At 59.4% G+C, this 8,942-nt stretch carries 6 protein-coding genes; 3 read left to right on the plus strand and 3 right to left on the minus strand.

All coding sequences use genetic code 11. From position 1 onward, the window contains the following. Positions 1–153: 153 nt before the first annotated feature. The 3 genes from mksB to mksF are packed head-to-tail and all read left to right on the plus strand — an operon-like array spanning position 154 to position 4,959. Positions 154–1,431, plus strand: a complete 1,278-nt coding sequence (gene mksB / locus KW839_RS14870; RefSeq protein ID WP_218424724.1) for an Mks condensin complex protein MksB — start codon at positions 154–156, stop codon at positions 1,429–1,431. After that, positions 1,421–2,122, plus strand: a complete 702-nt coding sequence (mksE, locus tag KW839_RS14875; RefSeq protein ID WP_218424725.1) for an Mks condensin complex protein MksE — start codon at positions 1,421–1,423, stop codon at positions 2,120–2,122. Before mksB ends, mksE begins: the two co-directional genes overlap by 11 nt. Continuing rightward, positions 2,119–4,959 (plus strand): Mks condensin complex protein MksF, encoded by a 2,841-nt coding sequence (gene mksF, locus KW839_RS14880; RefSeq protein ID WP_218424726.1) that lies wholly within the window; start codon positions 2,119–2,121, stop codon positions 4,957–4,959. Before mksE ends, mksF begins: the two co-directional genes overlap by 4 nt. Positions 4,960–5,161: 202 nt before the next feature. Here mksF and KW839_RS14885 read toward each other — a convergent pair whose 3' ends face one another. Genes KW839_RS14885 through KW839_RS14895 form a run of 3 tightly spaced genes read right to left on the minus strand, consistent with a single transcriptional unit; the run spans position 5,162 to position 8,727 of the window. Beyond that, complete coding sequence (locus tag KW839_RS14885) at positions 5,162–7,465, minus strand: intermembrane transport protein PqiB (protein WP_060542303.1); 2,304 nt, start codon at positions 7,463–7,465, stop codon at positions 5,162–5,164. Continuing rightward, positions 7,458–8,081 carry a paraquat-inducible protein A gene (locus KW839_RS14890; RefSeq protein WP_060542304.1) on the minus strand — a complete coding sequence of 208 codons (624 nt, stop codon included), beginning with the start codon at positions 8,079–8,081 and terminating at the stop codon, positions 7,458–7,460. The genes KW839_RS14885 and KW839_RS14890 overlap by 8 nt, the downstream gene beginning before the upstream one ends. After that, on the minus strand, positions 8,068–8,727 hold the full coding sequence (locus KW839_RS14895; protein ID WP_060542305.1) for a paraquat-inducible protein A: 660 nt from the start codon (positions 8,725–8,727) through the stop codon (positions 8,068–8,070). Before KW839_RS14895 ends, KW839_RS14890 begins: the two co-directional genes overlap by 14 nt. Between the last annotated feature and the right edge of the window lie 215 nt (positions 8,728–8,942).

Here is an 8,942-nt window from a genome sequence, read left to right on the forward strand (position 1 = left end):
CCGCCCTTCGCTGAAGATCGCCCGCAGTTGATCGATTGGTTTCACTGATAGTCCACTTATGAAAAATGGCGACAGCCTGTCCCGAGAGTGAATCGCATTGCCCCCGATGCAGTACAATCGCCGCTTTTAATCGCCAAGCAGCCGGCCATTCCGATGATCGAACCCAAGCGCGTCTTGCGCGCCCTCGCTGAACACTGGGCACTTCTGGAGCCACTGTGCGAGCACTTCGACCAAGGCACACTGAGCCTGAACGAACTGCGCACGCAACTGGCCGCCCAGCAACTCGACAGTACGCCGCAGGACATCACCAGCCTGCTGGACGTGTGGATCCGCCTCGATATCCTGGTTCCGGTGGCGAAAAGCCCGAACCGCTTCGAACTCAATGCGCAGATCCACGACTTCCTCGCCTACCTGCGCCGTGAGCACCGTCTGGGTCTGTGCCTGGAGATTGAAGCTTACCTGCGCCACCTCGAACGCCTGGCGGGTTACATCCAGGACGCTTTCGACATCCGCGATGGCAACGACCTGGCGCGCCAGTTGCGCCTGCTCGACATGCGCGTTCGCGACGTTTTGAAGAAGCTCGACAACGACGAACAGGCCTTGGTAGCCGTCGCCGAACGGGCGAAAACCAGCGACCGGCAGATCCCGCTGCGTCAGCGTTATGCTGAAGTGCTGGCGACCTGGGACGAATACGTCGAGCCGATGATTGATCTGGTGAACGCCGATGGCGCCTTCGAACAAGGCGTGCGCAAGGTCGAAACGGTGCTGCTGAAGATGCTCAGCGAGCAGCAACGCCTGGGCCATCTGGTCGATGATGACATGCTGTTGCGCACCCACGCGCGCATCCTCGAAATGCAGACCAGCGCCCAGTTGACCCTGCGTCACGCCCGCGAGCTGCTGCTGCCGCTGCGTGAAGAAGCGCGACGCCACAACGCCGTGACCCGTGGCGCAGCACTGGCCTTGTCGGCCATTCGCCGTAAAGGCATCGACGCTGTGCCGCAAGCCGCGATGCCGATGTTCACCCGCCCGCAAAGTACCTTCCTCGGCAGTGCCAGCCAGGTTGAAGCCTACGTTTATGCCCTGGCCCGTTTCGAACCGAAACCGGCGCGTTTCCCCAAGGCTCACAAGACCCAGAAAGGTGAAGCCCCGCGCGCGCCTCGTACCGTTCGGGAAATGCTCGAGCGCTGCGAGGACGCCCTGCCGATGCCGGACCTGATGACCTGGCTGTTGGAACAGGAGCCGGACGGCGCCACCGACGAATTGCTGTACTGGTTCTCGCGCCTGTCCCGGGAGAAACGCTTCAGGCGCGAGCGTCTGGAACGTCGCGAATACCATACTCACGAGCACCAGGTCAGCCTGCGCTCCTTCGCCCTGCTCTCGGTCAGCGATGACAGTAACGAGAATTCTGCGAGCATCCCCCATGCATCTTGATCTATCCGAACTGTCCCATCTGGCGCCGATCTTTCGCGAGCTGTTCAAGGGTTACCACGTCAGCCGCCGCGACCCGGAGCTGTACGCACAGTTGTCGAATTTCCAGGACCAGTACCGCACGCTGTTCAAGGCCCTGGGCTTCGAACTGGTCTGCGACACCCGTGGCTTCTACTACTTCGTGCCGGACCTCGCCGCCGCGGCGGTGAACAAGACTGCCCAGCGTCTGGCGCTGTTCACCTTCATCCTCGTCGAGCATCTGGCCGATCAGGGCCGCGACCCGATCGCGGTGCTCGACGGCGGCAGCCTCGGTCGCGATGAGTTGCCATCGCTGCTGGAAAAGTACCGCGACCTGTTCATCCAGGCCGAAGTGCAGACCCAGGAAGAACTCGAAGAAAAAATCATGCGCCGCATGACCCAGCTCGGTTTCGCCGGCGAAGAAAACGGCGTGTACCGTTTCCTGCCGCCGATGCACCGCTTCCTGGATGTCTGCCTGTCGGTACAGCAGGACCGTGACCTGGCAGCCAGCCTGCATAGCGTGCTGCCATTGCCGGTGCCAGTGCTGATCGATGAAGACAGCGACGAAAAACTGCTGCAGACCGACGACCCGCTGGACCTCAGTGAATTCGAGGGCGAAAGCGAAGAAGACGCTTTGGCCCGTGCCATCGCCGAAGAACAGGAGCTCGACGCATGAGCAATGAACGTTACGGCATCCGCCGCTTTGCTCTTCTGAACACCGCCGGCTACAGCCTTGGCCTGTTTCCGCTGGAAGAGCCGCTGTCAGTCTACGGCGCGAACAACCTCGGTAAATCCGCTTCGATCAACGCCCTGCAGTTCCCGATCCTGGCGCGCATGTCGGACATGAGTTTCGGCAAATACAGCCTGGAACAATCCCGGCGCTTCTATTTCGCCTCGGATACCAGCTACATCCTCGTCGAAGTGAACCTGCCCCACGGCCCGCACGTGATAGGCGTGGTCGGTCGCGGCCCGGGTGGCGGCTTCGGTCACCAGTTCTTTGCCTATGCTGGCAAGCTGGACCTGACCCATTACCAGAAAAACGATACCTGCCTGCGCCAGAAGGAACTGTTCACCAACCTTGAGCGCGAAGGCCTCAAAGCCTATGAGCTCAAACCGGATGAACTGCGCCGCCTGCTGGTAGGCGGTCACACTTCGATCCCGCTGGACCTGACGCTGATCCCGCTGCGCTCCACCAGCGAGCAAAGCCTGAAGACCTTCCGTGCGCTGTTCATCAACCTGCTGCACATGCGCGAGATCACTGCGGCCAAGCTCAAGCAGCTGTTCCTCGATGCCTTCGAGCACAGCCTGCGTTCCGGCAGCGTCGATTACATCGCCGCCTGTGAAGAGGCCTTCCGCGACGTGCGCCGCATGGAGCAGGACTACAACTCGCTGGTCGCCGCCGGCCCGTTGGTCGAAGCCTTGGCCAATGGCGTGAAGCAGCGCGACATCCTGCGCGGCAAACTGCACCGGATCTCGCCACTGCTCGACTCCCTGCTGGGTACTTGGTCGGATTACGCCAGCGCGCGCAAGGAAGAGCTGACCATTCAGGCCGAGCACTACCGCAACGAGCAGGACGCCCTGCAAAACGATCAGCGCGGTGGTACCCAAGAGTTGATGCGTCTGGAACGGGAAATCACCGGCATCCAGCGCTGGCTTGGCGAACTGTCAGTGCTCAAGCATCGCTTCGCATTGGTCGATGACGTCAAGGTACTGGAGCAGCAGCTGCTGGCAGCCAAGGACGCCCACGACGAACTGGCCGGTGCGTTGGCCCAGTCGCGGCAGTTCTCTGCCGAAGACCTCGAAGAGCGTTTGCGCGATCTGGAAAAACGCCTGAAATCGGTGAAGCAACAACTCGATCACGCCGACAACAATAGCTACGCCCGACTGCGCGAAGAGTTCTCGCAGCAAGATGTCGAACGCCTGATGCGCCTGTTCAACAGCGCACTGTTCAGCCTGCCGCTGGGCGAACACGGCATCACGCTGGACGAGGACGGTCAGTGGGTCAAATCCATGGAATTGATCCTCGACGGCTTCAAAGGCGAACGCTTCGAAGTGCCGGGCCTGTCCATCGACATCTCGCACATCGAGCCGCCAGCGCTGCAGGCGTTGGCTGACCGCGCAGCGTTGCGCGATCAGAAAGAGCGTCTGGACAAAGAACTCAAGCAACTCAAGACCCAACAGGCCGTGGCCGCCGACCGCGCCGCGAGCAAAACCCAGACCGAAGCGCTGTACCAGCAGGTGCTGGACGCGCAGAAAGCCCTGGAAGATTTCCGCCGCGCCCAAACCCTGAGCGCCGAAGAAGGCGACAAGCTGGAACAGCTGGCGCAGATGGAGGCGGCGCAGGACGAATTGAAGCGTTCCAGCGACGCCTTCACCGAACGCGTCCAGCAATTGTCGGCCAAGCTGCAACTGGTCGGCCGGCAGATCGGCGACATGGAAGCCAAGCAACGCACCCTTGATGACGCTCTGCGCCGTCGTCAGCTGCTGCCGGCGGATCTGCCGTTCGGTACGCCGTTCATGGACCCGGTCGACGACTCTATGGACAACCTGCTGCCACTGCTCAACGACTATCAGGACAGCTGGCAAGGCCTGCTGCGCGCCGACGGGCAGATCGAAGCCCTGTACGCACAGGTACGCCTCAAGGGCGTGGCCAAGTTCGACAGCGAAGACGACATGGAGCGCCGTCTGTCACTGCTGATCAACGCTTATGCGCACCGTACTGATGAAGCCCTGACCCTGGGCAAGGCCCGTCGTGCGGCGGTGACCGACATCGCCCGGACCCTGCGCAACATTCGCAGCGACTACGACAGCCTTGAACACCAGCTGGCGCTGTTCAACCGCGAGATCAACAAGCGGCAGGTGTCCAACCTGCAGAGCTTCCGCATCGTCCTTGCGCCGAACAAGGAAGCGCTCAAGCACATCGACCAGATCATCCACAGCGCGGGCCAGTATGAAGAAGGCGAAACCCTGTCCGTCTTCGACCTGAGCCAGAGCGCCGAGCAGGACAACAAGAACGAAGAGGCCAAGGAGTACCTGGCGCGACTGGTGGCGGCCAACCACAACCAGCTCGGTCTCAAGGATCTGTTCGAGCTGGCGTTCGAGATCACCAAGGTCAACGGTCAGCCGGTGATTCATACCGACATCGACGGCGCTGCCTCCAACGGCACCACCATGACCATCAAGGCGCTGACCAACATGTACTTGTTGCTGCACTTGATGGACCGTGACCAGGCCGGTCGCGTACGTCTGCCCTACTACCTCGACGAAGCTGCGGACATCGATGAGAAAAACCAGGCGGCGTTGCTGGAAACCAGCTTGCAACTGGGCTTCGTGCCGATCCTGGCCAGTGTGAAGCCGCAGGTCTGCGCCAGTGTCGCCATCGACCTGGAAGGCGGCAGCGGACCGGCCGGCATCTACATCGACGAGGCGGACTGGAAGTACATTCGTCGGCATGATCAGGTGAAGGCGGCCGTTAACGAACAGGCGGATGAGCCGGAGCTGGATGCGGTTTGAGTTGAACCGTTAGATACGAAAAAGGCCGCGTTCCAATGGATCGCGGCCTTTTTCATTTTGGGCACATGCTTGGGGCTTTCAGTGAGTTTGATGGCCTCTTCGCGGGCAAGCCCGCTCCCACAGGTCCTGCGCCGACTTTGAAATCGCGCAAATCCTGTGGGAGCGGGCTTGCCCGCGATGAGGCCATCACAGACACCGAAAACTATTTGCCGAGGGGAATCTTCGGAGCCCAGGTCAGCCATTCATCTTCGAACTTGTCAAACAGTGCAAACGTCTGCTCCGGCCGCGCCGGACTGCCCATGCGCTCGCCGTCCGGCGTGGCGAAGGCAACGCCACCCTGGATCATGGTTTCCAGGGACTCGGTCCGCACGGTCGCCCCACGGAACAGACCGACGTCGAAGTCGAACCCGCTGGTGTTCCAGAACCGCGTACCGCTGTGTACCAATGGCGCGTACTTCGGCTCGATCAGAATGCGGATCAGCACACGGTCGGCGGTCTGACCCAGCTCGTATCCCGTGACCTTGCCCACGGCGATTTCGCGATAGGTCACCGGTACTCCGGGCTTCAACGATCCACGTCGCGGTGCGCTCAACACCAGGCTCAAACCGGCTTCCTGCTTGGCAGTCTCTGGTGGGTTGGGCAGCGCCACAAAGTTTTTCTGCGGCCCCAGATTCTTCGATGCGGGCTGCACCTCGATGTATTTCCCGGTCACCAATGTTTCCAAGTTCGCAGTCTTGAGCAGCCCCAGCTCAGGCTTGACCACCCAGAACTGGCTGCCGACCCGGGCGATACGCTCCGGCACCTCATTGATACGCGCGGTCAGTAGCACCGATTGCAGGTCGTCACTCAGGTCCACGTCTTCAATCTTGCCGACATCCAGACCCTTGAAGCGAATCGGCGTACCGGTGCTCAGGCCATCGGCACGATCGACCCTGATCGTGATGATTTCGCCTTTTTGCGTAGCCTCCTCCTTGCTGGTAAACAAGCGGAACCTTGGTACCCGCTTCTCCAGCGGCGCCTTGGCCAGCGGTGTGTCGAACGCAATGCCGCCGGCCATCAAGCTCTGCAAGGATTCGCTTTTCACCTGGATCCCGCCGCTCAGCCCGCCCGTGAGCGTAATCCCGCTGGCATTCCAGAAGCGTGTCGAGGCATTGACCAGGCCTTCGTATTCCTTCTCGATGTGCACGCCAATGACGAGTTGCTTCTTGGTGCGCGAGAACTGGTAACTCTGCACAGAACCGACTTTTACCTGCTTGTAGAGAACCGGGCTGCCGACTTCCAGCGAACCGAGGTTTTCCGTGAACAACACCAGGTGCAGGCCAGGCGCACGCAGATCCAATGGTGGCGCCTTGGGCCGAGCCGCGAACTCGCGTTGTGGTGCGGTGCCTTTATCACCAGGACGTACGGCGATGTAGTTACCTTTGACCAGTGCCTCCAATCCGGTGATCCCTGCCAGGGAAATCGACGGTTTGACCACCCAGAACTGCGTACCCTCGACCAGATAGTCTTCAGCTAGCGGGTCCATGGTCAGTTCGGCAGTCGCACCAGACAGGTCCGGGTCTACTTTCAAAGCCTTGAGATTGCCAACCTGGATGCCCTTGTACATCACCGGCGTACGGCCGGCCTGCAAGCCATCGAAATCGGTCAGTTTGACCTTGACCCGAATACCGGCCGCCGCCGCATCGAAGTCTTCGTAGAGCCTGAACGGCAAACTGGGATCGGTGGGCGGGCTGTCCTTGCGATTCTCCGGTGTGGCGAATGCGATACCGCCAGCGACGATGCTGGCCAGGGACTCACTGCGTACTTTCACCCCCGAGAGGTTGGCATCAATGCTGATCCCACTGGCATTCCAGAAACGCGTATGTTTGCGCACCAGCTTGGCGTAGGTGGGCTCAATGAAGACTTTGAGCTCCACAGTACTTTGGTCTTCGGAGAGCACGTAGCTCTTGATCTGACCGACCTTGATCTGCTTGTAGAACACCGGGCTGCCACGATTCAACGAACCCAGGCGATCGGCCTTGATGGTCAGGTGCAGACCTGGCTGCGCATCGGAAAGCGGCGGCTCCTCCTTCAGGGCCTTGAATTTGCGTAAAGGTTCGCCCTCCCCCGGGCTTATCGCCACATAGTTACCTGATACCAGCGTCTCCAGACCGGTAATCCCGGCCAGGGTCACGCTCGGCTTCACCAGCCAGAAACGCGTGCTGGTCTTGAGGTATTGCTCTACATCCTTGTTCATCTCGACAGTGGCGATGACGCCTTTTGAGTTGCCTTCGTCATCGAGCTTGAGGCTTTTGACCTTGCCGACCGACATGCCTTTGTAGACAACCTCGGTCTTGTTGGCCTGAATGCCTTCACCACTTTCAAAGCGTACCTGAATCAGGATGCCGGTCTCGTTATAGGCACGCCAGCCAAGCCAGCCACCGATGATCAAGGCGATCAGGGGCAGAACCCAAATGGCAGACCAGTTCGAGGCCGGTCGGGTTTTCGCTACAGGCAAATCAGTCATGGTCGTCGTCCGACTCCGTGTTATCCCAAATCAGTCGGGGATCGAAAGTTACAGCGGCAAGCATCGTCAGAATCACCACGGAGGCGAAGGCGATGGCGCCAGGATTGGCTTCGATGCTGGCAATGCGCCCGAAATTCACCACCGCCACCAGGATGGCGATCACAAAGATATCGAGCATCGACCAGCGGCCGATGAATTCAATGAAGCGGTACATCCAGATACGCTGCCGCGCCGAAAGTGGCTGTCGGCGTTGCACGGAGAACAGCAGCAGCGCAATACCGACCAGTTTGAAAGTGGGCACCACGATACTGGCGACAAACACCACGGCCGCAATAGGAAACATCCCATAATGAACCAGGTCGATGACGCCGGACATGATAGTGCTGGGGTCGCCTTTGCCCAGAGTGTTCACCGTCATGATCGGCAAAACATTGGCTGGTATATAAAGAATGGCGGCAGTTATCAGCAACGCCCAGGTACGCACCAGACTGTTCGGCCGACGGGCGTGCACCAACGCACCGCAGCGAGTACAGACTTGCTCGTGCGTCTCGGCTTCCTGCCTGTTCAATTCATGGCATTCCATACAAATCAGAATGCCTGCATCAATCGCCCGCATGGGCATCCTCTCCTGATAAAGCCTGCCAGATCTGGTGTGGGGACATTACGACCTCCAGCCAGATCTGGACCAGCAACAAACTGATGAAGCACACCAGGCCCAAGCCCACGGTGATCGCTGCCATATCTGCCAGCTTTACGATCGCCACCAATACGCCCATGAGGTAAACCTCGAGCATCCCCCAATCGCGTAAATGGTGATAAATGCGATAGAGCAACAAGCCATAACTGCGTCCGACGTCAAAACGGATACTCAGCAAGACGGCCAATTGGCAGAGCAGCTTGAGTAGCGGTATAGCCATGCTGCACAGGAACACAATGACTGAAACGCTTTGCATGCCCGTATCGAAAAGCGCGACAACCCCGCTCCAGACAGTGTCTTGCGACGATTGTCCGAGTAGATTGAGTTGCATGATGGGTAAAAAGTTCGCCGGGACAAACAACAATAGGGCACTGATGACCAGGGCGAGGCTGCGCTGCACCACGTTGTGCCGATGGGCATAGAGTTCGTAACCGCAGCGCGGGCACAGGGCTTTTTCGCCGTGGGCGAGCTCTGGCTTGCGCATCAGCAAGTCGCACTCGTGACAGGCAACCAGGTTCTCAAGCGGTAATTCTGACAGCCTGGAGGCGTCAACCGGATCCGGCATAAGGGCTCTGACTCTGAATAAGTTGGGCCTATTCTAGTGTTCTCAGGCAAAAATAACTCTGCCAATTTGTGCTGGATTTTCTCACGACCAAAAACAAAACCCCTACCTGCATACGCAGATAGGGGTTTCGGAATTTAATCTTGACGATGACCTACTCTCACATGGGGAAACCCCACACTACCATCGGCGATGCATCGTTTCACTGCTGAGTTCGG

This window comes from Pseudomonas sp. PDM31, assembly GCF_019218965.1.
In the GTDB taxonomy this organism is placed as follows: Bacteria; Pseudomonadota; Gammaproteobacteria; order Pseudomonadales; family Pseudomonadaceae; genus Aquipseudomonas.

Bases quoted from the DNA above. Each gene is read 5' to 3' on its own strand.
- mksB (WP_218424724.1), top strand. From the start codon at position 154: ATGATCGAACCCAAGCGCGTCTTGCGCGCCCTCGCTGAACACTGGGCA.
- mksE (WP_218424725.1), top strand. From the start codon at position 1,421: ATGCATCTTGATCTATCCGAACTGTCCCATCTGGCGCCGATCTTTCGC.
- mksF (WP_218424726.1), top strand. From the start codon at position 2,119: ATGAGCAATGAACGTTACGGCATCCGCCGCTTTGCTCTTCTGAACACC.
- KW839_RS14885 (WP_060542303.1), bottom strand. From the start codon at position 7,465: ATGACTGATTTGCCTGTAGCGAAAACCCGACCGGCCTCGAACTGGTCT.
- KW839_RS14890 (WP_060542304.1), bottom strand. From the start codon at position 8,081: ATGCGGGCGATTGATGCAGGCATTCTGATTTGTATGGAATGCCATGAA.
- KW839_RS14895 (WP_060542305.1), bottom strand. From the start codon at position 8,727: ATGCCGGATCCGGTTGACGCCTCCAGGCTGTCAGAATTACCGCTTGAG.